At 62.5% G+C, this 26,726-nt stretch carries 28 protein-coding genes and 2 pseudogenes; 8 read left to right on the top strand and 22 right to left on the bottom strand.

The annotated features are described in order from the left end of the window. Window positions 1-540: 540 nt before the first annotated feature. From NKH59_RS18115 to NKH59_RS18080, 8 genes are all read right to left on the bottom strand, one after another. Window positions 541-1,617 carry an ABC transporter ATP-binding protein gene (locus tag NKH59_RS18115; RefSeq protein WP_352980075.1) on the bottom strand — a complete coding sequence of 359 codons (1,077 nt, stop codon included), beginning with the start codon at window positions 1,615-1,617 and terminating at the stop codon, window positions 541-543. Continuing rightward, a complete protein-coding gene (locus tag NKH59_RS18110) occupies window positions 1,614-2,414 on the bottom strand; it encodes an ABC transporter permease (RefSeq protein ID WP_352774140.1) in 801 nt (266 codons plus the stop codon). Before NKH59_RS18110 ends, NKH59_RS18115 begins: the two co-directional genes overlap by 4 nt. Before the next feature lies 1 nt (window position 2,415). Further along, window positions 2,416-3,276 (bottom strand): ABC transporter permease, encoded by an 861-nt coding sequence (locus NKH59_RS18105; RefSeq protein ID WP_502906645.1) that lies wholly within the window; start codon window positions 3,274-3,276, stop codon window positions 2,416-2,418. 66 nt (window positions 3,277-3,342) lie between these two features. Beyond that, a complete protein-coding gene (locus tag NKH59_RS18100) occupies window positions 3,343-4,362 on the bottom strand; it encodes an ABC transporter substrate-binding protein (protein ID WP_352980078.1) in 1,020 nt (339 codons plus the stop codon). Between the two features lie 83 nt (window positions 4,363-4,445). Beyond that, complete coding sequence (locus NKH59_RS18095) at window positions 4,446-5,921, bottom strand: aldehyde dehydrogenase (RefSeq protein ID WP_352540532.1); 1,476 nt, start codon at window positions 5,919-5,921, stop codon at window positions 4,446-4,448. Further along, on the bottom strand, window positions 5,918-6,976 hold the full coding sequence (locus NKH59_RS18090; protein WP_352980080.1) for an LLM class flavin-dependent oxidoreductase: 1,059 nt from the start codon (window positions 6,974-6,976) through the stop codon (window positions 5,918-5,920). The genes NKH59_RS18095 and NKH59_RS18090 overlap by 4 nt, the downstream gene beginning before the upstream one ends. A gap of 5 nt (window positions 6,977-6,981) precedes the next feature. Beyond that, complete coding sequence (locus NKH59_RS18085) at window positions 6,982-8,781, bottom strand: alpha/beta fold hydrolase (RefSeq protein WP_352980082.1); 1,800 nt, start codon at window positions 8,779-8,781, stop codon at window positions 6,982-6,984. Then, entirely contained in the window at window positions 8,774-9,361 is a 588-nt protein-coding gene (locus tag NKH59_RS18080; protein WP_352815611.1) for an amino acid synthesis family protein, read from the bottom strand. The genes NKH59_RS18085 and NKH59_RS18080 overlap by 8 nt, the downstream gene beginning before the upstream one ends. A 140-nt stretch (window positions 9,362-9,501) precedes the next feature. On the opposite strand from NKH59_RS18080, the gene NKH59_RS18075 reads away from it, so the two are divergent. Beyond that, a complete protein-coding gene (locus tag NKH59_RS18075) occupies window positions 9,502-10,173 on the top strand; it encodes a GntR family transcriptional regulator (RefSeq protein ID WP_023674997.1) in 672 nt (223 codons plus the stop codon). A 165-nt stretch (window positions 10,174-10,338) separates the two neighbouring features. Beyond that, window positions 10,339-11,331 (top strand): tRNA dihydrouridine(20/20a) synthase DusA, encoded by a 993-nt coding sequence (gene dusA, locus NKH59_RS18070; RefSeq protein ID WP_352815609.1) that lies wholly within the window; start codon window positions 10,339-10,341, stop codon window positions 11,329-11,331. Between the two features lie 8 nt (window positions 11,332-11,339). Here dusA and NKH59_RS18065 read toward each other — a convergent pair whose 3' ends face one another. Beyond that, entirely contained in the window at window positions 11,340-12,044 is a 705-nt protein-coding gene (locus tag NKH59_RS18065) for a TIGR02281 family clan AA aspartic protease (protein WP_352448873.1), read from the bottom strand. Window positions 12,045-12,057: 13 nt separating this feature from the next. Then, window positions 12,058-12,291 (bottom strand): DUF1289 domain-containing protein, encoded by a 234-nt coding sequence (locus NKH59_RS18060; RefSeq protein ID WP_352471906.1) that lies wholly within the window; start codon window positions 12,289-12,291, stop codon window positions 12,058-12,060. A gap of 197 nt (window positions 12,292-12,488) precedes the next feature. Between NKH59_RS18060 and NKH59_RS18055 the strand changes: the two genes are divergently transcribed. After that, on the top strand, window positions 12,489-13,487 hold the full coding sequence (locus NKH59_RS18055; protein ID WP_352980125.1) for a nicotinate-nucleotide--dimethylbenzimidazole phosphoribosyltransferase: 999 nt from the start codon (window positions 12,489-12,491) through the stop codon (window positions 13,485-13,487). 4 nt (window positions 13,488-13,491) lie between these two features. Here NKH59_RS18055 and NKH59_RS18050 read toward each other — a convergent pair whose 3' ends face one another. Further along, window positions 13,492-15,006: a sensor histidine kinase gene (locus NKH59_RS18050; protein WP_352774127.1), complete on the bottom strand. Its 1,515-nt coding sequence runs from the start codon at window positions 15,004-15,006 to the stop codon at window positions 13,492-13,494. A gap of 74 nt (window positions 15,007-15,080) precedes the next feature. On the opposite strand from NKH59_RS18050, the gene NKH59_RS18045 reads away from it, so the two are divergent. From NKH59_RS18045 to NKH59_RS18030, 4 genes and pseudogenes are all read left to right on the top strand, one after another. After that, window positions 15,081-15,704: a thermonuclease family protein gene (locus NKH59_RS18045; RefSeq protein WP_352834905.1), complete on the top strand. Its 624-nt coding sequence runs from the start codon at window positions 15,081-15,083 to the stop codon at window positions 15,702-15,704. Between the two features lie 41 nt (window positions 15,705-15,745). Further along, window positions 15,746-16,357 (top strand): glutathione S-transferase, encoded by a 612-nt coding sequence (locus tag NKH59_RS18040; RefSeq protein WP_352540524.1) that lies wholly within the window; start codon window positions 15,746-15,748, stop codon window positions 16,355-16,357. A 13-nt stretch (window positions 16,358-16,370) separates the two neighbouring features. Then, window positions 16,371-16,988: pseudogene (locus tag NKH59_RS18035) on the top strand (uracil-DNA glycosylase family protein); the annotation flags it as partial. Between the two features lie 201 nt (window positions 16,989-17,189). Beyond that, window positions 17,190-17,681, top strand: a complete 492-nt coding sequence (locus tag NKH59_RS18030) for an Lrp/AsnC family transcriptional regulator (RefSeq protein WP_023675006.1) — start codon at window positions 17,190-17,192, stop codon at window positions 17,679-17,681. Window positions 17,682-17,692: 11 nt separating this feature from the next. On the opposite strand, the gene NKH59_RS18025 is transcribed toward NKH59_RS18030, so the two are convergent. The 11 genes and pseudogenes from NKH59_RS18025 to NKH59_RS17975 all read right to left on the bottom strand — a co-directional run bounded on the left by NKH59_RS18025 (window position 17,693) and on the right by NKH59_RS17975 (window position 25,761). Continuing rightward, window positions 17,693-18,265 (bottom strand): DUF3299 domain-containing protein, encoded by a 573-nt coding sequence (locus tag NKH59_RS18025; RefSeq protein WP_353022659.1) that lies wholly within the window; start codon window positions 18,263-18,265, stop codon window positions 17,693-17,695. A gap of 62 nt (window positions 18,266-18,327) precedes the next feature. Then, a complete protein-coding gene (locus NKH59_RS18020) occupies window positions 18,328-18,909 on the bottom strand; it encodes a GNAT family N-acetyltransferase (RefSeq protein WP_352980087.1) in 582 nt (193 codons plus the stop codon). Further along, window positions 18,869-19,573 carry a DNA alkylation repair protein gene (locus tag NKH59_RS18015; protein ID WP_352980089.1) on the bottom strand — a complete coding sequence of 235 codons (705 nt, stop codon included), beginning with the start codon at window positions 19,571-19,573 and terminating at the stop codon, window positions 18,869-18,871. The genes NKH59_RS18020 and NKH59_RS18015 overlap by 41 nt, the downstream gene beginning before the upstream one ends. Window positions 19,574-19,582: 9 nt before the next feature. Next, window positions 19,583-20,458, bottom strand: a pseudogene (locus tag NKH59_RS18010) (NAD(P)-dependent oxidoreductase); the annotation flags it as partial. A 58-nt stretch (window positions 20,459-20,516) separates the two neighbouring features. Beyond that, the gene (locus tag NKH59_RS18005) at window positions 20,517-21,344 is read right to left on the bottom strand and encodes an ABC transporter permease (RefSeq protein ID WP_352471897.1); all 828 of its coding nucleotides are present in this window, start codon (window positions 21,342-21,344) and stop codon (window positions 20,517-20,519) included. Beyond that, window positions 21,341-22,054: an ABC transporter permease gene (locus tag NKH59_RS18000; protein ID WP_023675013.1), complete on the bottom strand. Its 714-nt coding sequence runs from the start codon at window positions 22,052-22,054 to the stop codon at window positions 21,341-21,343. Before NKH59_RS18000 ends, NKH59_RS18005 begins: the two co-directional genes overlap by 4 nt. Window positions 22,055-22,172: 118 nt before the next feature. Continuing rightward, a complete protein-coding gene (locus tag NKH59_RS17995; protein ID WP_352471894.1) occupies window positions 22,173-22,955 on the bottom strand; it encodes an ABC transporter substrate-binding protein in 783 nt (260 codons plus the stop codon). A gap of 212 nt (window positions 22,956-23,167) precedes the next feature. Further along, window positions 23,168-23,677 (bottom strand): molybdopterin-guanine dinucleotide biosynthesis protein B, encoded by a 510-nt coding sequence (gene mobB / locus NKH59_RS17990; protein WP_353022657.1) that lies wholly within the window; start codon window positions 23,675-23,677, stop codon window positions 23,168-23,170. Continuing rightward, complete coding sequence (gene mobA, locus NKH59_RS17985; protein ID WP_353022655.1) at window positions 23,674-24,303, bottom strand: molybdenum cofactor guanylyltransferase MobA; 630 nt, start codon at window positions 24,301-24,303, stop codon at window positions 23,674-23,676. Before mobA ends, mobB begins: the two co-directional genes overlap by 4 nt. Before the next feature lie 58 nt (window positions 24,304-24,361). Continuing rightward, window positions 24,362-25,282 (bottom strand): DMT family transporter, encoded by a 921-nt coding sequence (locus tag NKH59_RS17980; RefSeq protein WP_352502424.1) that lies wholly within the window; start codon window positions 25,280-25,282, stop codon window positions 24,362-24,364. A gap of 122 nt (window positions 25,283-25,404) precedes the next feature. Further along, entirely contained in the window at window positions 25,405-25,761 is a 357-nt protein-coding gene (locus NKH59_RS17975; protein ID WP_352448884.1) for a hypothetical protein, read from the bottom strand. Window positions 25,762-25,958: 197 nt separating this feature from the next. Here NKH59_RS17975 and NKH59_RS17970 point away from each other — a divergent pair, with 197 nt between their 5' ends. Then, entirely contained in the window at window positions 25,959-26,687 is a 729-nt protein-coding gene (locus tag NKH59_RS17970; RefSeq protein ID WP_353022653.1) for a DUF1579 family protein, read from the top strand. Window positions 26,688-26,726: the final 39 nt, after the last annotated feature.

Genomic DNA, 26,726 nt, shown 5'->3' with positions numbered 1-26,726 from the left:
ACACCGGTCAGGCTCGGTTGTTTAGGTGGGAAAGGAATGCCGCGGCGGGAAGCAAAAGACCGGCTGCGAACCGCCGGCCCATTCTGCGGCGTCCACCAGTCCCGCCGGGGCACTTTGGCCTGAGAACGGCTCCGCGTCAGCGCCAAGGGGTCGGATTCACGGTTGCTGCAGCGTACCGCCAGGAATAACGAGGGTACCCTGGCCTGGCCTTGAGTATCTGAAGCCTATGAAGAACAAAGCAACGATGATCAAACAAATGACGATGACCGCGACGACGCTGCCAGGATGGTGTCCGGTATCTGGCGGTTGGACCATTGCCTTCCCGTATGGCTATCGCCGCGGACCTTCTTCATCTTCCAACCGAGCATGACGACTGTCAATGGGTACAGGAGTTGCGCCCGCCATCCAATCAGCCGACTGCAGCGTCGATCACGTTGCGCGCTTGCTGACCGAAGCTGATGATGGACCTAACCACAGCTTGTCCCAAGCACGCTTCCATCGCTGCGAAGCGTTGAAGGGCGGCGATCCACCGCGGCTTAGTCAGGCCGGAAACAGGAATGCAGCAGCGGGATCGAAAAAGACCTGCCGGCTGCAGGGCCACACATCCTGCGATTGCATGGCGGCGGAGGTCGGCCTGATGTCAACCTCCTGTCCAGCGGCGATGCGCGCGACGATCCGCCGGCGCTCGCCGTAAAATGCGATGTCGACGATCTCGACATTCAGTTCCGCGCTCGCCGGGCTCCGCTCCATGCTAAAGGCTTCGGGCCGGATCATCAGCCTGGTCTTCTGGCCTTTGCCGAACGTGCCGTTGGCCCTGACTCCGGATATGACCGAACCGTCTGTCATGCGGATCGTTGTCGTGCCGTTGGTGGTGCCGAGATGTTCGGCGGCGAGGAAATTCGAATTGCCGATGAAGCCGGCGACGAAATCGGTCGCCGGCCTGAGATAGAGATCCTCGCCGGTGCCGGTCTGCTCGATGCGGCCATCCTTGAACAGGGCGATTCGGTCCGACAGATGCAGCGCCTCTTCCTGATCGTGGGTGACGTAGAGAATGGTGACGCCGGTCTGGCGATGGATGCGGCGGATTTCCCCCTGGATTTCCTCGCGCAGCTTCTTGTCGAGCGCTGACAATGGCTCGTCCATCAAAAGGATCGGAGGATCGTAGGCCAGCGCCCGGGCCAGCGCGACGCGCTGTTGCTGGCCGCCCGACAGCGCACCGGGTAAGCGTCCGGCAAAGCTTTCGAGCCGCACCAGGGCCAGCATGTCGGCGACCTTTTTCTTCACCTCGGCGTCCGGCCGGCGGCGAACCCGCAGCGGAAAAGCGACGTTTTCGGCCACCGTCAGATGCGGAAACAGCGTGTAGCGCTGGAAGACCATGCCGATGTTGCGCTTGTGCGGGGGCACCGCAAGCAGCGACTTTCCTTCCAGCAAGACATCGCCGGAAGTCGGGTCCTGAAAGCCGGCGATCGCGTAGAGCGTCGTCGATTTTCCCGAACCGGAGGGCCCGAGGAAGGTCAGGAACTCGCCCCTGGGAATGTCCAGCGTGAGGTCGTGCACGGCGACGATCGCGCCGAACGCCTTGCGCAGATTGCGGATGGAGAGGAAAGGGTGGGTCATGTCCGAAACTTTCGCTGCAGCAGCGCCGTCATCACCATCAGGGCAAGCGTCAGCCCGACCAGCAGGCTGGAGGCAGCGGCGATCACCGGACTGAGGTCCGACCGCAGACTGCCCCAGATCTTGACGGGCAAGGTTTGCAAGCTCGGGCTGGCCATGAAGATCGCCACCACGACTTCGTCCCACGACGCGAGGAAGGAAAAGATCGCGGCGGAGAAGATGCCGATCCGGATTGACGGCAAGGTGATCCTGAGCCTGGCCTCGAGCGGGCTTGCCCCGCAGACGATTGCCGCGTCCTCGATCGACTTGTCGAACCCTTCGAGCGCGGTCGCGATCGGAATGATGGCGAAGGGCAGCGCCAGCACGGTGTGGGCGATGACGAAGCCGATGGTGGTGCCGCCGAGGCCAAGGCGAAGGAAGAAGGCGTAGATGGCGATGGCGAAGACAACGACGGGCAGCACCATCGGCGTTAGCAGCAGGCCGCGCAGGATCTCACGTCCGGCAAACCTTCCGCGAACCAGGGCAAAGGAGGCGAGCAGGCCGATCGCTACTGCCAGGATCGCCGTCATGGTGGCGATCCGAGCGCTGGTCAGCGCGGCGTCGAGCCAGGCCGGATCGGCAAAAAGCTCCTGGTACCATTTGAGCGTCCAGCCGGGCGGCGGAAAAGCCAGCCAGCGCGACGAGCCGAAGGAGAGCAGGACAATGAAGACCACCGGCAACAGAAGAAAGCCAGCGACCAGCGCGGTGAAGCCGAGCAGGGCAACCCGTAGCCAACCTATGCGGTCATAGTCGAGCAGCATCTCAGATGCCTCCGCTCATGCGCCTGGCACCGACAAGGCGGAGTTGCAGCGCGTAGAGAACCATGGTGACGACAAGCAGGATGAAGGCAGCGGCGCTGCCGAGCCCCCAGTTGAGCAGCGACTGGACCATCTGCGCGATCATTTCGGCAAGCATCATGTTCGACGTGCCGCCGAGCAGTGCCGGCGTTACGAAGTAGCCGAGCGACATGACGAAGACCATCAGGCCGCCGGCGGCGACGCCGGGCAGCGACAGCGGCACGAGGATGCGGCGGAACGCCTGGAAAGGGCTTGCGCCGCACAGCGACGCCGCACGCAGCGTCATCGGATCGATCGCCCGTAACGTGCCGACCAGCGGCAGGATCATGAAGGGCAGCATGATATAGACCATGCCGATAGTGACGCCGGTGAGATTGTTGATGAGCGGCAGCGGGTGGTCGATGACGCCGATGGTCATCAGCGTCCGGTTGATGACGCCGGTACGCTGCAGGAGCACCATCCAGGCATAGGTGCGGGTGAGCAGGTTCGTCCACATCGACAGAATGATGATGCCGAAGATGATCGAGGCCAGTCCCGAAGGCATGATCGCCAGCATCCAGGCGACCGGAAAGGCGACAAGGACCGTGACGATGGTGACCAACGCCGCGACCAGGAATGTGTTGAAGAACACCCGCGCATAGGTGCCGTCACCAAGCAGGGCAGCATAGTTCTGCAAGCCTGGCTCGGGCTCCGTGACACTGCGCAAAAGCAGCGCCAGCACGGGGACGACGAAGAACAGCATAATCAGAATCAGGGCCGGCAGCAGGCCATTGAGACCTGCCGGCACCCGCACCGTTCCAAAGTTCCGGCGTGTTTCGACCGACATGACAGCGACCCGGCTACGGGACGAGACGGCGCGAACCGTCTCGTCCATTGCGGTTCAAGGGCGGGCTTATTTCGCCTGCCAGGCATACCAACGCGCGGCGATGGTGTCGCGATTGGCGGCCCAGTAGTTCATGTCGAGATCGATCTGTCCGTCGACATGAGCGTCCGGCAGCGATTTCACGGCATCGGCCGGCATCTCTGCCTTGGCCTTGGTGTTGATCGGCGCATAGCCGCTGGCTTCGGCAAATTTGGCCTGGCCGGCGGGGCTGCTCGCCGCGGCGAGGAATTTCATCGCCGTATCCTTGTTCTTGGCACCCTTCGGTACCACCAAAACGTCGGCTGCGGTCAGGTTCTGGTTCCAGGAGACGCCGACATCGGCGCCATCCTTGTCCAGTGCGAAGACGCGGCCGTTCCACAGCTGGCCGAACGTTGCTTCGCCGGATGCGATCAATTGCTGCGACTCCGCCCCGCCGCCCCACCAGACGATGTCCGACTTGATGGTATCGAGTTTCTTGAAGGCGCGATCGAGATCCAGCGGATAGAGCTTGTCCGCCGGAACACCATCGGCCAGCAGCGCGATCTCGATGACACCGGGCGCCGACCATTTGTAGAAGGTCCGCTTGCCCGGGAACTTCGTCAGGTCGAACATGTCGGCCCAGCCGGCCGGTTCACCCGAAACGGCGCCCTTGTTCCAGGCGAGCACGAAGGAATAGTAGAAACTGCCGACGGCGTGATCGGTGGTGAAGCGCGGATCGAGGTCGGCCTTCGGCACGGTCTTGAAGTCGATCGGCTCGAGCAGACCGTCCTTGGCCGCCTTGATGGCGAAATCCATCTCGACGTCGACGACGTCCCAGTTGACACTGCCGCTGTCGACCATCGCCTTCAGCTTGCCGTAGTCCGTCGGGCCGTCCTGCATGACCTTGATGCCGGATGCAGCGGTGAACGGCTCGGCCCAGGATTTGGTCTGCGCTTCCTGGGTCGTCCCGCCCCAGCTGGTGAAGACCATGTCCTCGGCCTTTGCGGCCGTCGTTGCCAGAACTGTCGTTGCAATAAATCCGGCAAGGAAGCCGGTGATGATCAGTTTCATGTCGTTCTCCTCTGTTGTTTTCGTTGGTGTCTGTTCGCGATCGGTCGTTTTCGCCTTGATCGCGCATCTCCGGCCAGCGGCGGCTACCGCATGACAAAAGGATCGGGAATTGGGTCGTCGGAGGTGCGTATCCACACCGATTTCGAACGCGTGTAGTCGCGGATCGCATCGAGGCCGCCCTCGCGGCCGAGCCCGGATTGGCCGTAGCCGCCAAACGGAACCAGCGGCGAGACCGCCCGATAGGTGTTGATCCAGACAACGCCGGCATGGATGCCGCGCGCCATGCGGTGGGCTTTTGCCAGATTGGTGGTGAACACGCCGGACGCCAGGCCGAACTTCGTGTCGTTGGCGAGCGAAAGCGCTTCAGCTTCGCTGTCGAAGGCTAGCACACAGAGCACCGGGCCGAAGAGCTCTTCGCGCACGCAGGCAAGCGTCTGATCAGGCGCGTCGATAATCGTCGGCGCGTAATAGAAGCCGTCCGCCATGCCCGCGGGGCGGATGCCGCCGGTGACCAGTTGCCCGCCCGCGGCCAGGCTTTCAGCAATGATCTTCTCTATCCATTCGCGCTGGCGCGAGGTGGCGAGCGGTCCCATTTCGATCGCGGGATCCTGCGGATCGCCAATCCTGATCGCCTCGGCCTTGCGCTTGAGCCGGTCGAGGAATTCGTCCTTCACGGAGCGCTGGACCAGCAGCCGCGAGCCGGCGACGCAGCTCTGGCCGGTGGCAGCGAAGATGCCGGCAACGACCGCGTTGGCGGCGCTGTCCAGATCGGCATCGGCAAACACCACGACCGGGCTTTTGCCGCCGAGCTCGAGCGTCGTGAAGGCGAGGTTTTCCGCCGTATTCCTGACGATCTGCCGAGCGGTCGAGGGACCGCCGGTGAAGGCGACGCGGGCGACGAGCGGATGACTGGTCAGCCGGTGACCGCAATCGTGGCCGAAGCCGGTCAGGATGTTCACGGTCCCGGCGGGAAATCCCGCCTCATGGACGAGTTCAGCGAAGGCCAGCAACGGGGCAGGGCCGTCTTCCGATGCTTTCAGAACGATGGTGCAGCCGGCCGCCAGCGCCGGCCCGAGCTTGACGGCGGACAGGAAGAGCTGCGAGTTCCACGGCACAATGGCGGCTACGACGCCGATTGGCTCCGGCCGGATGGTCACTTCCATGTCGGCCTTGTCGATGGGAACAAACGAGCCCTCGTGCTTGTCGGCCAGCCCGCCATAATAGCGGTAATAGTCGCCGACATAGGCGATCTGGGCGCGGGTCTCGCGGATGATCTTGCCGGTATCGCGCGTCTCGAGTTCCGCCAGCCGGTCGGCATTGGCGACCACCAGATCGCCGAGCCGCACCAGAAGCTTGCCGCGTGCCGTTGCCGTCATTGCCGGCCACGTGCCGGAGCCAAGCGCCCGGTGAGCAGCTTCGACGGCGCGGTCGACGTCATCAGACGATGCAGCGGGCATCTTCGCCCATGGCGCGCCCGTCGAGGGATCGACGCTGTCGAAGGTCGCCGCCACTTCGACGAAGCTGCCGTCAATATAGTTCCTGAATTGAGTGGTGCTCATCGCAATCCGGCTTTCGGTTCGGAAAAGGCCGGCATCACCCTGTCGATGAAGAGCTGCAGCGATTTCTTCTTGCGCCGATGGGAAAGGCCGCTGTCGATCCAGATCGAATACTGATCGTAGCCGAGCGCTTCGTAGGCCTTCAGCCTGGCGATCACCTCGTCGGCTTCGCCAATGACCAGGTTCTGCCTGATCTTGTCAGGCGCATATTGCGGCATGGCCGCGATCTCGTCTTCGGTCAGCGCTTCCATTATGCCCTGGTGCACCGGCTTCTTGTTCTGGAACCAGGCGCCGAACTGGCAGTAGAACTGCGACAGATCCTGCGCGAGCCGGTCAGCCTCCGCTGCATCCTCGGCGACGAAAGTATGCATCAGCAGCATAATCTCCGGCCTTGGTACGTCGGGGTGGGCATTGCACGCCGCGTTGAAACGCTCCATCAGGCTGGCCACTTCGCCATCGCCGGAGGCAAGCGGCGTCACCTGGACGTTGCATTTGCTGGAAACCGCAAAGTCGTGCGAGTTCGGATCGCGTGCGGCCACCCAGATCGGCGGATAAGGCTTTTGCAGCGGCTTGGGCGACGAGGTGGTTGAAGGAAACGACCAGAACTCGCCGGCGACTTCGAAATCACCATCCCAAAGGCCCCGGATCGCCGGCACCATCTCGCGCATACGCTGCCCGGCGACCCAGGCCTCGAGGCCTGGGAAAAGTCGCTGGTATTCGTAAGCGTAGGCGCCGCGCGCAATGCCGATGTCGAGACGGCCGCCGGTGACGACGTCGGCCATCGCTGCTTCGCCGGCAAGCTTGATCGGGTGCCAGAACGGCGCGACGATGGTTCCTGTTCCGAGCCGGATGCGCCTGGTTTTGGCGGCGAGCCAGGCGATGTTGATGAACGGGTTCGGCGAGATGGTGAATTCCATCCCGTGATGCTCGCCGATCCAGGCAGTCTCGAACCCTGCCTCTTCGGCCTGGACAACCAGGTCCTCCAGCTCGCCGACAAGCTCGGAATGCGGCTTGGCCGGATCCGATCGCTCCATGTGGACGAAAAGCGAAAATTTCATCGGCTTCACCCGCGGCCGGAAAGAGAAATTTGAGAAGGCGAGGACTTGGCGAGCGGCCGGACTTCGCCTTCGACCTCGTTGCCGACATAGACGCCGAATGCATCTTCCGTGCGTTCGCGCGCATAGCGGGCAAGCATCGAACGCACCGCGGGATCGGCGATCTCCAGATCGGCGATCTGCTCGATGTCGACAAGCCGCATCTGGCGATCGTCGGAATAGGACCCCTCGGCCGTTCCGCGATAATAAACATGCGTGCGCCAGGGTTCGGCGGCATCGTCCCACACCGCGAAAAGGAAGCCGAGCTGGGCGTCTATGGCCCTGGCGGCAAGGCGCCCCTTGAGGCTGCGCGCATCGTTGGGCGTGCCCAGTCCGCGCCCCGCAGGCAATTCATGAAACCCGTCGGCCGTTGCGAAGAACAGCACACGGCCCTCGTTCTCGAGAATGGCGCCGACCTCCGTATTGGGGGGCGCCGCCGCCAGCGCCTCCTGGCTGAGGCCGGGCGTGACGTAGGTGCCTCTGCAATAACCGAGGGGCTGGGCTCCGTTGTGGCTGAAGTCGTGGACGCGGCCGATGAGGATCGAGTGATCGCCAGCATCGACCAGCTGCTCCATGCCGCAATCGAACACCGCAACGGAGCCGTCGATCAGCGGATTGCCGGTCCGGCCCGGCTGCCAGGCCACGGCCGCGAACTTGTCCGCTGCTTTGGAAGCGAAGATGCCGGAATGGGCCTTCTGGTCCTCCGACAGGATGTTGATGGCGAAACCTCTCGATGTCGAAAAAGCACTGTGCCCCAGGGCCCTCTTGGCGATGCAGACAAGCACCAGCGGCGGCTCGAGCGAGACCGAGGTGAAGGAGTTGGCGGTGAAGCCGCGCGGTTCGCCTTCCGCTCCGATCGTTGTGACGATGGTGACACCGGTCAGGAACGAGCCGAGCGCGCGCCGGAATTCGCCGCTGTCAAAGACTGCATCCGTCTCCGGCTTCACGCCAGCGTCTCCTGCCGTGTCGAGAAAATCCATGATGTGTTTGGTCACTTTTTCAGGTGAAGCCATTGCCATCATATGCCTTTCTCCATTGAGCACGAGGCATTGGCCGTGCGGCGCAAGCCTCGCCATCGCCGCCGACATGGCCGGGGTCGAATTGCTGTCCTGCGACCCGGTCATGAACAGGGCCGGCGCGGCAAGACCGGGGAGAGCATCAGCATGCTCGGCATCGGCATGGGCAAAGAGGCGATAGGTGCGCGCGTAGCCTTCGGGGTCGACCCTTTCAAGGGCGGCGCGCGCGGTAGAGGCCGCCCCGATAAGATTCGCCGGCAGCGGGTCGCCGAACCAGCGGGCAAGCGTAGCCGCAATGGCGGAAGGGTTGCCATGGGTGCCGAGCGCGGCCGCACGCTCGCGTACGGCCTGCGCCAAGGCCGCGGGGCGGCGGAATACCGCATTGAGACAGACGATGGAGCGAACGCGCGATGGGGTGCGAAGGGCGATCTCCAGAGCGACCAGCGCGCCCATCGAATGGCCAACGATCGACACCGACGCCACGCCGAGATGGTCGAGAAGGCGAACCGCCTGATCGGCGAAATCCGACAGGCTGGCTTCTTCCGGCGGCAGCGGTGAAACGCCGTGGCCGAGCATGTCGATGGCGATCAGGTCATGATGGTGTTTCATCGCCACGATCTGATCGTGCCAGATTGCGGCGTTCATGCCGACACCGTGAATGAGCAGAACCGGCGCGCCGGAGCCGGCGCGGATGAAGCCGGTGCCGTCCGGAGCCGTGTTCCGGACCCATGCGGTGGCAGCGACGTCAGCCATGCAGGTCTCCGACCTCCTTGAGGTCCTGATAGCGGTCGCCGATACGATGGTGCGGGCGGCCGCCAATCGAAGCGCCAAGCGCCACCACCAGCTCGTCGGGCGCGGGCGCGTCGCCGATCTGGAAATGTATGGTCAGATAGTGGGAGCGGCGGCCTTCGTCGTTCTTGTCCATCAGCGGGATCATGATCGGGGTGTTCGGCCCTCCGCGCAGATTGGTGAAGGCGAGATAGGTCTTGGCGCCGACCGCGCGACGGTAATGGTTGCCGAAATGCAGCGTATGGATCAGCGCCGATGCATGCTCGATCTCGCCCGCCGTGCCGCAGACCGCGGCCTTGCCGTAGCCCTCTATCGCCTCGCCGGAACCGGCAACGGCGATAATCTCGCGGGTCAGCAGTTCACCGAGGACGGGAGCAATGGCGCGGATCTCCGGCGACAGGTCGTCGGTGAAACCGCGGCCGGCCCAAGGATTTGTCAGCACAGCGGCGACACCGATCAGACGCAGCGGTTTTGGGGCTTCCTTGCCGCCCTCGATTAGCGTGTTCTCGATGTAGGTGACGATCTTTCGAATGGCTGGTTTCATGAAAGTCCTCGGTCGCCGCGGCGCTGTGCAACGCCGAAATCTTTACATCATCTTATGGTATACCATACTATGGAGCACCAGAAGCCTTGTCAATCGGCTATGGAATCTGTTTTGTGGCCGGATCGGGGTAGGGAGAGAAAATGTCAGGCGATACGCTGCGGATCGACCGCTCTGCCAAGACGCTGAGGACGCTGGCGCTGGAGCGCATGCGTGAGGCGATCATGGGCTTCCATTTCCAGCCTGGCGAAAGGCTGGTCGAGCGGCCGCTATGCGATCAGCTCGGGGTAAGCCGTTCCGTCGTGCGCGAGGTGCTGCGGCAGCTGGAGGCGGAAGGCCTGGTGCAGATGATACCGGGCCACGGACCCGCCGTGGCCAAGCCGGATCTCGGCCGCACCGACGAAATCTATGAATTGCGGGCGCTGCTCGAGGGCATCGCGGCGCGGGCTTGCGCCCTGACAGCCACGGACGCGCAGATCGCCTCGCTCGATGCCGCCTTGACTAACCTGCTTGAGGCGTGGGCGTCCGGTGCGCCTGTCGAGGTGATGCGGGCAACGACCAAGTTCTACGAAACGCTGTTCGAGGCGGCGGACAAGCGCATTGCCTGGGAAATCGTGACGGGGCTGAATGTCCGCATCAACCAGCTCCGCTCAATGACGATCGCGTCGGAGAACCGCCGCGAGCCGGCGATCGCCGAAATGACCGAAATCATGGATGCAATCCGCTCGCGCAAGCCGGACGAGGCGGAGGAGGCGGCGCGGCGGCATGTCGAATCCGCGTGGCAGATCGCCCGCAACACGCTTCGCCTTGGCTGACTGGTATGCCGCCGGCGGTCCATCGTTCCACGGCAGGCATCTAACTGGTGCGTACAGTGACATGTGTGACATGCCAATTTGCTTTCAGTTGCGGCGGCAAAATCGTATATCGGGTCAGTTAGGTGTGCGCATCTTTCGAACGGACTGAGACAGAAAAGTAGTAAAATGAACATGTTACGCCACAAAGTTGCCGTGGCGCCGATGATGGATTGGACGGACCGGCACTGCCGGTTCTTCCATCGCCAGCTGACGCGCGAGGCGCTGCTCTATACCGAGATGGTGGTGGCCGATGCGGTCATCCACGGCGCACGCGAGCGGCTGCTTGGCTTCGACGACAACGAACATCCGTTGGCGCTGCAACTCGGCGGCGCCGATCCGGGAAAGCTGGCCGAGGCGGCGCGCATCGGCGAAGCCTTCGGCTATGATGAAATCAACCTCAATGTCGGCTGCCCGTCCGACCGCGTCCAGTCGGGCACCTTCGGCGCGTGCCTGATGAAGACGCCCGTGCTCGTCGCGGATTGCGTCGCCGCAATGAAGGCGGCGGTGAAAATACCGGTCACCGTCAAGTGCCGCATCGGCGTCGATGAGCAGGATCCGGAACCGGCACTCGATGCGTTGGCCGATGGTGTTTTCGCGGCCGGCGCCGACGCGCTGTGGGTGCACGCCCGCAAGGCCTGGCTGGAAGGACTGAGCCCAAAGGAAAATCGCGACATCCCGCCGCTCGACTATGGCCGCGTCTATCGGCTGAAAGCCAGAAAACAAAACAAATTCATCGGCATCAATGGCGGTATTCAATCTCTCGCAGAGGCGCTGACGCATCTCGACCATGTCGATGGCGCCATGCTCGGCCGCGCCGCCTATCACACGCCAGGGATACTCACCGGCATCGATGCCGCGTTTTACGGCAGCACAGCTGAGTCGTTCGATTTTGTCGCACTGATCGATGCCATGGCGGATTACGCGTCACGCCATATCGAGCAGGGCGGACGCCTCGGGCATGTCACCCGGCACATGGTCGGGCTGTTTCACGGCCTGCCCGGTGCACGCCGCTATCGGCAGATCCTGTCCACCGATGCGACAAGGCCGGGTGCCGGACCGCAGGTGCTCAAGGCGGCTTTTGCAGAGGTCGATTTCGGCCGGACCGCAGAGGCGGCCTGAGGAAAAACTCAATCCCGCAAAATCATGCGATCGCCACGTACGTCGAAGCCCGATAGCGAGCCGATGAAATTCATGCCGAGCAGGCTCTGGCCGAGCGTGCCGGGTGCGGCGATCATGATGGGCATGTCCTTGCGCACGATGCCGCCGATCGACAGTTCGTCGGTTCGCACCGCCGCCGCGCGTGTCATGCCGTTGGCGGTAGAGATTGGTATGGTGAAGCGGAGAGCCGCCGAATTGAACCCGACCGCCAGCGCGTCCTCGGCGGTCAGAACGGTGCTGGTCGCGCCGGTATCGACAACCGTCAGGATCGGCGTGCCGTTGATCGTGACGCGCGCTTCGAAATGGCCGCTGCCGGCCTTGTCCAGGGTGACGGTGGCATGGCCTTCTTCCACGCCCAGCGCCAGCGGACTGCCGGGAACAAGGCCGGCGGTGACGCGGCTGGCGAAATCCTGCAACTCATAGCGGTACTGATAGCCGGCAATCAGCGCCAGCACGATGGCACCCCAGGCGCCGAGGCTGCGGGCCATGGTGCCTAACGGTCTGCCCGATCTGAGCAGGCCGGCGCCGACGAGCGCCGCTAAAGCGCCAAGCCAGATCAGCTGGCTGAAATCGTAATTCTCAATGCCGAATGTACTGCCGGCGGAATCGTTGAGCATGAGCAGGAGTACACCTGCCCCGATCGCGACGATCAGAATCCACAATAGTCGGTTCATCTCTGCGGCCAGTTCACGAGAGGGCGTCGCGTTCGCGTGCCATGCGGCTGCGACGGGTTTCCCGGCGGGGGCGTCGCTCGACCGTTTCCAGCCTTGCCGGCAGCTCGGCCATGACGCTGCGGCGGGTTTGCGGGGTCATGTCGATCCAGGCGGCGATTTCCGCGCGCGTGCGCCCGCAACCGAAACAGAAGCCGGTTTTCATATCGATCGAGCAGACCAGGATGCACGGGGATTCAATGGCCGTCATAAGGATTTCCTTGGCTAGCCTCCACATGGTGCAACGACAAAGTCAATACAAGCCCTCCGGGAAGCGCCGCCAACGGGTGCTTTCGCGTCAATACCTCGAAGTTGTACCAGGCCTGGAGCTTGTGCCGGCTTGAGGTTGTGCCGGCTGGCCAAGGCGGCTATGCCGCTCACCAATTCACACGGACGATCGCCATCGACATGACCAGCGCGCTGCCTTTCGACGATTTTCGCGACCTCCTGGTGAGCCTGCCGCCGGGAGATATGGCGGCCAAGGCCCGCGTGCGCCAGTTGTTTGCCAAGGCAGACAAGCCCAAAGGCTCGCTTGGCCGCATCGAGGACATCGCCGCCTGGCTTGCCGGGTGGAGCGGCCGCGCGCCGCCGGCGGTGACGCGGCCATTGGTGGCGATCTTTGCCGGCAATCATGGCGTCACCCGCCACGGCATTTCACCGCGCCCGGCCGCCGCCACGGCAAATGCAGTCGAGCTCTGCGCCGCCGGCGGTGCAGCAATCAACCAGATCTGCATCGCCAACGATCTCGGCTTGAAGGTGTTCGATCTGGCTCTGCACATCCCGACAACCGACATTACCGAGGATGCGGCACTGGACGAGCGCGGTTGTGCCGCTACCATGGCCTTCGGCATGGAAGCGATTGCCGGCGGCACCGACCTGCTTTGCCTTGGCGACCTCGGCGTCGGCAATTCGACTGTCGCCGCGGCCCTTTGCACGGCACTGTTCGGCGGCACCGGCGCCGACTGGATCGGCCCTGGATCAGGGGCAGACGCGGCGATGCAGAGGCGCAAGGCGGAGGTGGTCGATGCCGCGGTCGCGTTTCACGGCGCGAGCCTCAAGGACCCGCTGGAAGCGCTGCGCCGGGTCGGCGGGCGGGAATTCGCCGCGATCTGCGGCGCCATTCTGGCGGCGCGGATGCAGAAGATCCCGGTGCTGCTCGATGGGTTTGCGGTGACTGCCGCCGCTGGTGTCCTACATGCCGCCAACCCCGCCGCGCTCGATCATTGTCTCCTCGCAAGCCTGTCGCCGGAGCCTGGTCATGCCAAGGCCGCCGAGCGCCTCGGCCTTCGCCCGCTGCTCGATCTGGGCGTCAGTCAAGGCGAGGCGGTAGGGGCGGCTCTTGCCGCCGGCCTGATCAAGGCGGCCGCGCTGACCAGCTCCGGCATGGCAGCGGCGGTCCGCGGTTGAGCATTCAGCGCCGGCGCGAGGCCACCGCCTTGGTCGGCAGCGCCGGCAGTTCCTCCATCACCCGGCTCAGCGGGAAGATGGCGATCGCCTCGGTGCCTTCGCGCAGCCTGGAATGGAGCTGGAATTCGCCGCCATGCATGGCCAGCAAGCCTTGCACGATCGGCAGGCCAAGCCCGGTGCCCTGTTCGGCGCTCTTGATGGCGATCGAGCCCTGGCCGAAGGCCGAAAGCACGATCGGAATCTCGTCTTCCGGTATGCCCGGCCCATTGTCCTTGACGGAGAGATATTGCCCGCCGCCCGCCGTCCAGCCGACGCGCACGCGGATTTCGCCGCCGGTGGCGGTGAACTTTATGGCATTGGACAACAGGTTGAGCGCAATCTGCCGCACCGCGCGTTCGTCGGCGAACAAGCGCGGCAAGGCGTTTTCGAAATCCTGGACGATGCGGATGTCCTTGTTGCGCGCCTTCAGCTCCATCATGTGGCAGCAATCCTCGACGACTGAGAGCAGCATCATCGGCTCCTCGTTGAGCTGGTAGCGGCCCGCTTCGATGCGCGACAAATCGAGAATTTCGTTGATCAGGTCGAGCAGATGCTGTCCGGAGTCGTGCACGTCACGGGCATAGTCGCGATAGGTCGGGTTGCTCATCGGGCCGAGCACCTCGTTGGCCATCACTTCGGAAAAGCCGAGAATGGCATTGAGCGGTGTGCGCAGTTCGTGGCTCATCGAGGCCAGGAAACGCGATTTCGCCAGATTGGCGTCTTCCGCCCGCCGCCGTGCCTCGTCCGACATCGATTTCGCCGTCTCCAGTTCGGCAATCAGCGCATCCTTTTCGGAGCGGAACGACAGCAGCATCAGCGAGGAACGGTTGAGCTGGCGCGCTACATAGGCGAAGAAAGGCAACGAGGAGATCAGCAAGCCTGCCATGATCGCCTCGACCGGCATCCATAATTTCGCACTGGCATAAGCATAGATGGCGACCGGGAGGGCGAAGGTCGCCAACAGCGCACCGCGCAGGGACGAGGCCAGGATCGCGGTTGCCGACATGGCGAGCAGCAGCACCACCGCCTTGGCGACCTGGAACTGATCCATTTGGCAAGCTTCGCAGCCGAGCCATGCGAACCAGGCCCAGCCAAGCCCGCACAGAAAATGGCCGATCAGGAAATCCCTATGCGTTTCCAGCGGGTTGAGCTCGGACGCTTGAGTGACGCGTCTGGCCATGAATGCAACGATGGTATAGCAGATGAATGTGAACAGCGCCCAGACGCCGATCTCCTTGCCGATGCCCGCGAACAAGCCTGCCGCGGCCGTTGCCAGGATGAGCAGCGGAATGACGATCACGCCGCCGGTCATCGAAAGCGCGTGGAGCTTCAACAGCTCGCGGTCGAAGTCGGGATTTCCGGCTTGCTGCGAAAGACGGTCGCGCGTCTTGCGCACCGCGCGCGCGACATCGCTGTTGCGATGGCGTTTCCTGCGGTCCACAATAAACTTGTCTGCCATGGTCGAGCGTTGCAGGGGCATGAAGTCTTCAATTTACGCGGGCAGCAATTTCAATCGTTAAGCTACGTTCGAATGATTAACCAACGGTTTGCCATATGAGCCGTTCGTGGTCGCAATGGCCTCGCCAGCGATACTATGCGCCACGTCCGCGAAGCCTGTGGCGCCGACTGATGGACTATGGGCTGACACTCATCGTGCTCGGCCTGGCGATCCTCCTGGCGGCGCGCCTCGACCGGATCGAGACGCGCAAGACGGAGGGCGCGGCCACCGTCAATGACGGCGATAGCATCACGCTCGGCGGCGAGCGTATCCGCATGCGTGGCATCGACGCGCCGGAATATTCGCAAATCTGCCGCAAGGACGGTGCCGACTATCCTTGCGGCAAGCTCGCGCGGCAGTCCCTGGTGCGGTTGATCGCCGGCAAAGCCGTCTCCTGCAGCGGCTGGCAGCGCGACCGCTACGGCAGGCTGCTCGGCGACTGCAAGGCCGGCGGCAAGGATCTCAACCGCGCGCAGGTCGAGGCCGGCTGGGCGGTCGCCTTTGGCGATTTCGAGACCGAGGAAGCTGCTGCGCGCGCGGGCAAAGCCGGCATCTGGGCCGGAACTTTCGACGAGCCGAAGAACTGGCGCGAGAGCCACGGCCATGAGCTGGTTGAAAGAAAGCACGGTACCTTGGCGTCGATCGGCGACGCCTTGCGCGAAATTTTTCGCTTCTGGTGAGCTGTGCCTATAGTTCGTCGAGACGGACGAGGAGGATAGAGATGAAGCTGTTCGACGGCGGGCGTGCGCCCAATCCACGCCGGGTTCGGATTTTTCTGGCCGAAAAGGGACTTCAGGTTCCGCTGGTGCCCGTCGACATGGGCGCGCTGGAGCACAAAGAGCAGCCGGTCAGCTCGCGCAATCCGCTGAAGCGTCTACCGGTGCTCGAGCTCGACGACGGCACTGTCATCACCGAATCCGTCGCAATCTGTCGTTACTTCGAGGAACTGCACCCCGAGCCGGCTTTGTTCGGGCGTGGCGCGCTCGGCAAGGCGATCGTCGAGATGTGGCAAAGACGTGTGGAGTTCAATCTGTTCGGCTGCGTCGCTGCGGCGTTCCGGCACATCCACCCCGCAATGAGGGAATGGGAGATCCCGCAAATCCCCGAATGGGGCGAGGCCAACAAGCCGAAGGCGATCGAATTCCTGAGATTTCTGGACACTGAGCTCGCCGGCAGGGAATTCGTCGCCGGCGATGCCTATTCGATCGCCGACATCACCGGGCTGGTCGCCATCGACTTCATGAAGCCGGCTCGCATCAAGGTACCCGAAGAGTGCACGAACGTGCTGCGCTGGCATCGGGAAATCTCCAGCCGGCCGAGTGCCGCCGCCTGACAACGAGTTCCGAATGAGCGAAGAGCTGGAAGCCTTGGCGGCGAGGGTACGCGCCTGCCGCACCTGCGTCGATAACCCGGCCGGCAGGCCGTTGCCGCACCAGCCGCGTCCGGTGCTCAGGCCATCGTCGAGTGCGCGTATCCTGATCGCCAGCCAGGCGCCGGGTACCAAGGTTCACATTACAGGGATGCCGTTCACCGACGCCTCCGGCGACCGGCTGCGAAGCTGGCTGGGCGTCGGCAGCGAGGAATTCTATGACACGGACAAGTTTGCCATCGTGCCGATGGGCTTTTGCTTTCCCGGTCAGGACGCCAGGGGCGCCGACCTGCCGCCGCGCCGCGAATGTGCGCCGGCCTGGCGCACATCGCTGATGGCGCTGATGCCGCAAGTCGATATGGTGCTGACGATCGGCATCTACGCGCAAAGCTGGCATATGGGCGCGGCGCGCCGTCCCTCGCTGACGGAAACGGTCATGGATTGGCGTGCCATCTGGGCGGCGGCAACCGACCCGAAAGTCCTGCCGCTGCCGCACCCGTCCTGGCGCAACACCGGCTGGCTGAAGCGCAATCCATGGTTTGAAATGGATTTGCTGCCCTTTCTGAGATCGGAAATCCGCTATCGCCTCGGCTAGGCATTCAGCAAGAAATCACTCGCTTTCGCACTATGCGGCAGAATTTCTTTCTTGTAATAGGCTCGAGCAAGAGGGATTATGGTAATCCATTCCTCGAAGCGCGTCGCGCATGAGGGGACGCGCGTTAAATTCTTGTTTTTATGCATGTCGTTGTGCCAAGGCCGCTGCGCACTTGGACGACTTGCATCAGGGGAGCACCCAATGGACCGCCTTGATAGAAAAATTCTCCGCCTCCTGCAGGAGGATGCGACGCTTGCAGTCGCCGACGTCGCCAAGAAGGTCGGCCTGTCGACGACGCCGTGCTGGCGGCGCATCCAGAAGCTCGAGGAAGAGGGCGTCATCAAGCGGCGCGTCGCCATCCTCGATCATGAAAAGGTCAACGTGCGGGTAACGGTGTTCGTCTCGATCCGCACCAATTCGCACAGCCATGAATGGCTGCGGCGCTTTTCGGAGGTCATCCAGGAATTCCCGGAAGTGGTCGAATTCTATCGCATGAGCGGCGACGTCGACTATCTCTTGCGCGTCGTGGTGCCCGATATCGCCGCCTACGACGCCTTCTACAAGCGGCTGATCGCCAAGATCGAGATCCGCGACGTGTCGTCTTCCTTCGCCATGGAGCAGATCAAATACACGACCGAGATGCCGCTGGATTACATGATGCTCGACAAGGAGTCCGGCGCCAACGCCGCCTGAGATTTTTCTGTTTAGTTCTTCTTTTTGTTGAGGAAACTCCAGGGCGAGTTGACCGGCAGCGTGATCGTGTCCGGCACGGCGTCGACGTTAACCACCTCGGCCTTGCGCACGGTGTAGCCCGACTGGATGACACTGACGCCGTCGAGGATGAAAAGCTGGCTCTTCTCCATGCCCGGCCATAATGCGCCGGTCACCGAAACCGGCTGGTAGGCCTCGGACATCCTGTAAGGCTGTGCAGGCGTGACGAGGACGATCTGGTTGGGCGGCGGCGTCGGCATGTGGCTGCAGGCTCCCGTCCACGGCACCAGCAGGAATTGGTAGACGAGATCACCATCGCGGTCGACCGGCAGCGCATAGCCTGCGAGTTGCACGGTCTTGTCCTGCAAGTCGAGTGAGAGCGTCTCGCCACGATCCGGCATTTTGGCCGCGATCATCGGCAGTCCGACGCTTTCGGCGGCTGCCTGGGTCGCCGGGCGCAGATCCTTCCAGAAAATGTGCATGGTCCCAGTGGAAGCGCTTGCCGCGATCGCGGACGCCAACAAGGCAGTTGCCATGATCGTGCCTGATTTAAAACGGTTGCTCATCGCTGCTCCGCCGTTGAGCCTTGATCTGCGGACATCAAGTAAAGCTGCCGCTGCCTCACAGGTCAACGCTCAAGCCGCATCACATGCCGGCGCGAGCCGGTCATGCCGATCTCGCGAAAGCCGCGGGCGACGAACATGTCGCGAAAACCCATGAAGCTGTAGCTCGGCGAAGCCTGGTCGACGGGATAGGCTTCGATCGTCCTGGCGCCTTTGGCAAAGGCGTGATCGATGACCGCGTCGAGCAATGCGCTTGCCAGCCCGCCGCCGCGCAACGCTCTCGGCACAAAGAAGCAGACGATCGACCAGATGCCCATCTCGCTATCGTCCTGCTGCCGTGACAGCTTGCGGTAGGTCTCGCGCGGCGCAATCGAGCACCAGCCGACGGTCCGGCCATCGATCTGGGCGACAATGCCGACCGGCGTGCCGGCGTCGATCAGCGTCATCATCGCGCGTTTCTTCTCGTCGTTCTCGACATGCTCGCGGCGGTCGAGATTGCGCCAAGCCATACACCAGCAGTATTTCGGCCCGCCGGGTTGCTCGAACAGGTTTTCGAAATCGGCGCGCGTCGATTGCTTCACCTCCGTGAAGCGCACTTCGCTCAGGTCAAGCTTTTCTGGCGGCGAGCCGCTCGAGCGTCTTGGCATCGGAAAGTTCCTTCACGGCGTCCTTGCCGATCCAGCGTGCGGTCCTGTCTGTCGAGGCCGCCAGTTTTAGCGCCACGGCAAGGGCAGGGCCGTGCAAATTCATCGATCGCTTGCCGATCGAACGAAGCGCCCAGTTCACGGCCTTCTTCACAAAATTGCGGGCGTCGGTCGCATGCGCTTCGATGATCGGCAAGAATTCGAGGAAGGTCGTCTCGGGTTCCTTCTTCCGGTGGACCACCGACCAGGCCATCATCGCAAAAGCCGTGCGTCGAACGAATTCCCGTTCGTCGACCGCGAATTCGGCGATCAATTCCTTCCAGCAATCCGTGTCGACAAAGAGATCGGAGACCCCGTCGACGATATCCCACGAGTCGAAAGTCGCCGCCCATCGTCTTGCATCCGCGGCGGAGAACCGCTCCGGATCGGCTGTCACGGAAGCGATGAACTGCGCCTCCATGATGCCTGTCTGCCAAAGCTCAAAGGCACGCTCGTGGTTGCGCTTGATTTTCTTGGCAATCTGCCGCTGCACGCCATGCGAGATACCGAGCGCACGTTCGATCTTGATGCCGTAGCGCAGCATGCCAAGCCGATTTTCCTCCGAGGCGATCGAGCGCAGATGAGCAACGATTTCATCGGCGCTGGATTGAGGCGAAAGCTCGGCCACGGTGAAGTCCTATTTCTCCAGCCGCGCCAGCAGCGAGGACGTGTCCCAGCGCTTGCCGCCCATCGCCTGCACGTCCTTGTAGAACTGGTCGACAAGTGCCGTCACCGGCAGTTTGGCGCCGTTGCGGTCGGCCTCGGCGAGGCAGATGCCAAGATCCTTGCGCATCCAGTCGACGGCGAAGCCGAAATCATATTTGCCGGCATTCATCGTCTTGTGCCGGTTCTCCATCTGCCAGGAACCGGCCGCACCCTTGGAAATCACCTCGATGACCTTTTCGATGTCGAGCCCTGCCTTCTTGCCGAAATGGATGCCCTCGGCCAGGCCCTGAACGAGGCCGGCGATGCAGATCTGGTTGATCATCTTGGTGAGCTGGCCAGCCCCGGCCGGTCCCATCAATCCGACCATGCGGGCATAAGCATCTATGACTGGCTTGGCCCTGTCGAAGGCGTCGGGCTCGCCGCCGACCATCACGGTCAGCATGCCGTTCTCGGCGCCTGCCTGGCCGCCGGAGACCGGGGCGTCGAGGAACGCAAATCCGAGCGCTTCCGACTGCTGCGCCAGTTCGCGCGCGACCTCCGCCGATGCGGTGGTATTGTCGATGAAGATGGCGCCTTTCCTCATGGAGCTGAACGCGCCTGCGGCGCCGGTCGTCACCGAACGCAGATCGTCGTCATTGCCGACGCAGGAAAAGACAAAGTCCTTTCCCTCGGACGCCTCTGCCGGCGTTGCAGCGAGGCTGCCGCCATGCTGGGCAACCCACTGCTCGGCCTTGGCGCTGGTGCGATTGTAGACGGTGACATCGTAACCGCCCTTGTTCTTGAGATGTCCGGCCATCGGATAACCCATGACGCCAAGACCAAGAAATGCCACCGAAGCCATGTTTTCGAATCCCTTAGAAGCCTGCTTTGCGGTCTTCTTACCGGATCAGGCAAGGCGATGGGAGTCAGCGGTGCAGGTGGATGGTGATGCGCCGTTCGATCCATTCGACCGCGTGACGCAGGATCTCGACAATGATCAGATAGATGATCGCCGCCCATATAAAGGACTGGAAGTCGAAAGTGCGCGCATAGGTGAGCTTCGTGATGCCCATCAGATCATAGACGGTGATGATGGCGACGATCGCCGAGCCCTTGATCATCAGGATGATCTCGTTGCCATACGGGCGGAGCGCCACGATCAGCGCCTGCGGCAGGATAATTTTCCGTAGGATTTGCACTTTGTGCAGGCCGAGCGAGGCGGCACCTTCCCATTGACCCCTCGGTACGCTCTCGATCGCGCCACGCAAAATCTCGGCCTGGTACGCGGCCGTATTCAGCGAAAAGGCGAAGATCGCGCAGTTGAACGCCTCGCGGAAGAAACCCCACAGGCCGACCATCTCGAGTTCCGGCCGGAAGGAGCCCAATCCGTAGTAGACCAGGAAGGTCTGCGCCAACAGCGGCGTGCCGCGAAAAAAATAGACATAGGCATAGGCAAACCCCGAGAGGATCGGGTTCTTCGACATACGTGCATAGGCGATCGGCACCGACAGGATCGCGCCAAGCACAATCGAGATGGCAACCAGCAACAGGGTGATGCCGAGGCCGGATATGTAGCCGGGTGCATATTTCTGGAAGAACTCCGGGTTCCACGCAGCGACCAGGTAGACGACCATGCCGATGCCGAGAGCGATCCACAGGCCGACCAGGACATGGCCGAGGATGCGTTGGCGCGACCAGCCGCGTGCGGGCGGCGGCGGCCGGTCGACCTTCAGCGTGTCGGTGGCCAGGCTCATCTTTTGACCTCGCTGCCGCCGACCGCTCGTTCGATCGCATTGATGCCGAAGGAGGAGACGATCGCCAGCAGGAGATAGATCAGGCCGGCAAAACCGTAAAACAGGAAGGCATGCTTGGTGACGCGAGCGGCAACCCCGCTCTGCCGGAGGATCTCGTTGAGCCCGACGGCCGAGACGAGCGCGGTGTCCTTGAGCAGGATAAGCCAGAGATTGGCAAGTCCGGGCAACGCGATGCGGATCAACTGCGGCAACACGATCAGCCGCATCGTCTGGCCGCTGGACAGGCCAACCGAATAGCCTCCCTCATATTGCCCTTTTGGAATGGCGCGGAATGCGGATAAAAACACCTCGCTGGAATAAGAGGAGAAAATGAAGCACAGCGCGATCATGCCGGCGACGAAGCTGTTGACGTCGGCGGAGGTGCCAGGGCTCACCAGCCGGACAATGTACTGCAGGATCAATGGGATGCCGAAGAAGATGAGAAATAGGGTGAGCAGCTCGGGTATTCCGCGAAAAATCGTGGTGTAGATGTTCCCGGCCAGTCTCAGCGACGGCTCTTCCGATTGTTTGGCCAGCGCCACGAAAAAGCCGAGCGTCAGCCCGAAAGGCAGAGTGGCCAGCGCAAGACATACCGTGACAAATACACCCGCGGCGATGTCGTCGAGCCAGCCTTCGGGTCCCCAACTGAGAAGCGTCAGTGCGCTCTGCATCCGCCTGCCTGTTCTCCTTGAGGCTCTTCGAGACCCGTACCGCATCACCCCTCGTGCGCGGCGTCCTTATAAGAACGGCGGGAATCTCCCGCCGTTCACGTCATCCTATGTCGGTCGATCAGGACTCGCCGCCATAAACGTCATATTTGAAGTATTTGTCGTTGATTTCCTTGTACTTTCCGTTTGCGCGGATGGCGTCGATCGCCGCATTGAACTGGTTGACCAGATCGGTCTCGCCCTTGCGCACGGCAATGCCGGCGCCCGGACCGTGGATTTCGATAACCGGCTTGATTGTGCCGACCAGCTTGCAGCAGGCGCCGTCCGGCGAATCCAGCCATTGCTGCAGCACAACGACGTCGTCGTTGGCGGCATCGAGCCGGCCATTGGCCAGATCGAGCTGGTATTCCTGTGCGGTCGGGTACGGCTTGACGGTGCTGTCGGTATAAGTCTTGGTCGAATAGTTGAAATGCGTGGTGGACGCCTGCACGCCGATCGTTTTGCCGGCCAAATCTTCCTTGGTGACACCCTTGATGTCGGTGTCCTTGGGCGCGGCGATCGCCGGCGGCGTATTGTAATATTTGTGGGTGAAGTCGACCTTCTCGGCGCGTTCCGGCGTGATCGACATCGACGCGACGATGGCGTCGAACTTGCCTGCCTGAAGGGCTGGAATGATGCCGTCCCAGTCCTGCGCGACGAAGGTGCACTTCACCTTCATCTCGTCGCAAAGCGCCTTGGCGATGTCGATATCGAAGCCCACGAGTTGGCCGTCGGCGGTGAGGTTGTTGAATGGCGGATACGCTCCCTCGGTGCCGATCCTCAAGGTTTTTTCCTGCGCCTGGGCAACGCCAAGCGTCAGCAGCGCAGCCGAAGCGGCGAGCGCGATACGCAGTGCAATACGCATAATGGTCCTCTCTGTTGGTCCCGGCCGTCGTTCCCGAACGGCTCTGTGGGCGGTGCTTTTGACCGCCCGCTGGCGCGATACTCCCATTCTTTCCCAAGAAAAAGCAACTGCAAAACCGTCGCTTGAGGGAAGGTCATGTTCAGAAAACGGTGACGCTGGGTCAAACGCCTGAATGGAGAGAAAGTGGCCGGAAGCCCCCTGCGGCCGCGATCTCAGCGCGTCAGGCCGGTGGCGCGCTCGATGAAGTCAGCTATCGAATTCGTGTCGTCGAGATCGAAGGCCGGCAGGTCTTCGCCGACAATGTGGAAGTCGGACGCGATGGCGACAATGTGTGGATCGCCTGCCGAGAGCGGTGTCCGGTCCTTGGCCTCGAGCCGTCGCGTCTCGATTTTCTTGTGCGCCTCGCGCTTGTAACCCTCGACCAGCACGATATCGGAGGGTGCCAGCCGTGACAGGATCGCGTCCAGCGTCGGCTCGTCCTCGCCGCGCAATTCGTGCATCAGCGCCCAGCGCCTGCCCGACACGACCGCGACCTCCACTGCTCCCGCCTGCCGGTGGCGAAAGCTGTCCGCTCCGGGTTTGTCGATGTCGAAATCATGATGGGCGTGTTTTATCGTCGACACTTTCCAGCCGCGCCGGACGAGCTCGGCCACCAGCTTTTCGGTCAATGTCGTCTTGCCGGAGTTCTTCCAGCCGGTGATGCCGAAGATACGTCTTTTCATGGTTCGATGCTCTGCAACAGATGCGCGGCCTGGGCAAGGTCGTCGGGAGTGTTGATGTTGAAGAACGGATCGACCTCGGCCCCGCCCGATTTCAGGATGGGAAATTCCACCTCGACAAAACCGTGCCGGTCGATGAACGCCGCAACGCGCCGGTTGTCTTCCTCGACGAGAAATTGTCGCAAGGCCTGATCTAACCCTAGCGGCCAGAGTGCAAAGGTCGGATGCCGTTTGCCGCCGGAACAAGCAACGGCGATCGAGCCGGAGCGCGCATAGGCTGCCGCGAGCAGCCGCTCGACCATATCCCTCGGCAGGAAAGGCGTATCGCCGGCAGCCGTGACCAGCGCCTGGCAGGTCGTGTCGGAAGCCCATTTGAGGCCGGTCAGGATCCCGGCAAGCGGCCCGGCATAACCTTTGACGGTGTCGGCAAGCACCGGAAGCCCCGTCGCGGCAAACCGTGTCGGATCGCCATTGGCGTTTAGCGCAAGCGGTCCGACCTGCGGGCCAAGGCGCGAAACGACACGGTCGAGCAGGGTACCGTCGCCCAGCGCAAGCAGCGTCTTGTCGCCGCCGCCCATCCGGCTCGACCGGCCGCCGGCCAGAATGATCCCTGCGATATGTCGGCCCATCGTTTGCTGCCTAGACCCAAAATCCAGTTTTCAAATCAGACAGTCGTCGACAGTCACTCTATATGCCGTCCGGCGCCATGTCCGGTCCAGTGCTTTCGGCGGCTGTCTTTCGCCGGCCGACGATCCGTTCGCGGTAGAGTGCATAGAGGCCCGACGCGATGATGATCGTGGCACCGACGATCATCGGCAGATCCGGGACATCGCCGAAGATCGTGAAGCCAAGCAGGATCGACCAGAGCAGGGCGGTGTAGCGGAACGGCGCGATGAAGGAGATATCGCCCACCCGCATCGCCGTGATGATGAAGTGGTAGCCGATGAGCACGAGCACCGCCGCCAGCGCCAGGAACGCCGTGCTTTGTCCCGTCATCGGTGTCCAGCCGCCCATCGGTGAAAGCAATGCCGCGCCCAGAAACGTCATGGCAAGGGCGGTGGCGCTCGACACCAGCAATGTCGGAATTGCCTGCGGTATCCGCTTGGTGGCGAGATCGCGCACCGCACAGCATGCCACGCTGGCCAGCGCCAGCAGAGAAAAGACGCTGAACCCTTCGAAGCCCGGCCGCACGATGATCAGCACGCCGGCAAAACCGACGGCAATAGCCAGCCAGCGCCGCCAGCCGACGCCCTCGTTGAACACAAGTGCTGCGCCCATCGTCACCGCCAGCGGCAGCGCCTGCAGTACGGCGGAGACATTGGCGATCGGAAGATGCGCCAGAGCAACCAGGAACGACACCGTGGCGCCGGCCTCGCCGGCGACGCGCAGCGCAACGGTCGGCTGCAGCATCGAACCTGGCCGGGCAAGCGCGCCGCGTTGCCACGCAAGCAGGCCAACGAAAAGCGAAGCGAAGGCGCCGCGGATCAGCATGACCTGCGCCATGTTCATCGATTCCGACGAGAATTTGGTGATAGCGTCGTTGAGGGTGAAACCAGCCATGGCCACCATCATGAACAACGCGCCGCGCAGGTTTGGCGAAAGAGGCAAGGCGATTACCGGGTGAGTCCTGCAGCAAGCGTCTAGCAGGCACCCGCAAAACAGCAACGTCAAAGGGCTGGACCACAGCCTTTCTATGGCCCGTAACATCTGTCGCGCAAGAGCGGCAGGGCTTATTTGGGCGTCAGTACCTCGGTGCCGTTGCCTTCCTTGCCGGCAATCGTCCACAGGCCACGCAGCGAGCCGTCGTCCTGCACCTTGTAGACGACAAGACCGACCGCCTTGCCCATAACATAACCGGCGGAGAAGGCATCATCGTTGCGCATGCAGATACCGTCCGAGGACGAGCCGCCTGTCTCCCAATGGATCGTGCAGGTCGTCTCGCTGGTCAACGTGATCGTCGCGTCGCCACCATAGGACGACCCATCGAAATTGGTGCCGGCCACGGCATAGGTGCCGCCGATCGACTGAGCCGCCGCAGGCAGGGCCGCGAGGCTGAGCAATGCAAGAGAAAGAATGAGTTTGCGCATATCGTATTCCCCCACTGGGCGAAGAACCGCTCCAGAGCAGAGGCTAGGCCCGAATGGGCTTGCGGTAAATCCGGTGACCGTTTGCGGACGAGACCTTTTCTGGGTGTGGCCCCAAAAAAGGTGCCGTTCTAAAGGATGGATTCGGAGGGCAAATTTATCACACTGCGGCTCGAGGAAAATTTTCGACGAGATCAAATTTGCTCGGCAAAATTCACCAAATTGGTCATTGTAAGCTTCTGATCGTGTTGGGGAGATGGTCCATGATGAATGCACGAGGCAATGCGGACTGGCTTGGAACAGGCAGCAGGCGGCATGTTTCGTCGGCTTTCCGGTTCTCTTCTGCCCTGGCGGGTATCCTCATGGCGATAGCGCCTGCGTTCGCCGAGAACGGCGCTTCGGCGTCGGCAATCGAACGGATGTCCACGCCGGGTCACGAAGCGGATGAGCTCGCTCGCCGCGTCGGGAAATGGTCCGTCGTCAACACGATCTGGCCAACGCCCGGCGCCCAGCCGATCGTGATGACGGGGCTGGTGGCCGAGCGCACGATGATCGGTCCCTTCATGCAGGAGGTGATGCGCCCGGCGCCCGGGTCGGAAATGCCGGACTTCCAGCGGATAGCCTATTTGAGCTATGACCGGGTGGAGGGCCGCTGGAAGTATGTCTCCATGGACACCCGTTTCCCGGCAGGGATCATGCCCGCCTGGAGTTTTGGTGGCGAGGAGGACGGCAAGATTTCACTGCTGTTCCAGCCGCTTGGTTTCGTCGGCTTCGGCCCGGAGGTCGAAGGGCGGTTCACGGCCTCGGATTTCGTCATTTCCAGGGACGGCGACAATCACGAAGTGGCCGAGCAACATTTCCTCCAGGCCAATGGCAGCGGCAAAAAATGGCTTGCCGTACGATATGACTACACGCGCCAACAACCGTGACTCGCTAGCAAAAACAATAGGCTGCCAATAAGTTCTGAC

Origin of the sequence: Mesorhizobium sp. M0998, from assembly GCF_040318885.1 — a bacterium.
Taxonomy (GTDB): Bacteria; Pseudomonadota; Alphaproteobacteria; order Rhizobiales; family Rhizobiaceae; genus Mesorhizobium.
Note: the sequence above shows the minus strand (reverse complement) of the source record. Positions and strands in the feature narration are given on the sequence as shown.